This window comes from Vibrio sp. 2134-1, from assembly GCF_033339495.1.
In genome coordinates this window covers 1-584 of sequence record NZ_JAWOUS010000709.1, presented here as the reverse complement: position 1 = coordinate 584, position 584 = coordinate 1, and the positions used below count along the sequence as shown (strand labels likewise).

At 45.9% G+C, this 584-nt stretch carries 1 protein-coding gene; it reads left to right on the top strand.

Translation table 11 applies throughout. The features are described from left to right. The coding region (locus R7R78_RS28100; RefSeq protein ID WP_318119736.1) for a chitinase N-terminal domain-containing protein at positions 1-584 on the top strand (584 nt) is incomplete at both ends.

Here is a 584-nt window from a genome sequence, read left to right as displayed (position 1 = left end):
AATTTTCTAAAATTGAATTGGCTATGGAAACCACATCTGGCTACTACGACATGGTGAAATACCATGACCAAGCTAAAATCACCGTTAAATTCAACCAGTGGAGCGGCACACCTGGCGACACTTACAACATCTATTTTGATGGCGTAAAAGTCGCAACAGGCGCTATCACTGGCGGCCAAACCACAGCAACATTTGATTACGGCCAAGGCGGCTTGTACCAAATGGAAATTGAAGCGTGTGATGCTACAGGCTGTTCGAAAAGTGCTCCTGCAGAAATCACCATCGCGGATACAGATGGCTCTCACTTGAAGCCACTAACGATGAACGTTGATCCAAACAACAAAACATACAACACCGACCCTAGCGTCGTGATGGGTACGTATTTTGTTGAATGGGGCATCTATGGTCGTAACTACACCGTAGACAACATGCCAGCCGACAACTTAACTCACATCCTTTACGGCTTTATTCCAATCTGTGGTCCAAACGAATCTGTTAAGTCTGTTGGTGGTAACAGCTTTAACGCTCTTCAAACTGCATGTCGCGGTGTGCCTGATTACGAAGTGGTAATCCATGACCCATGG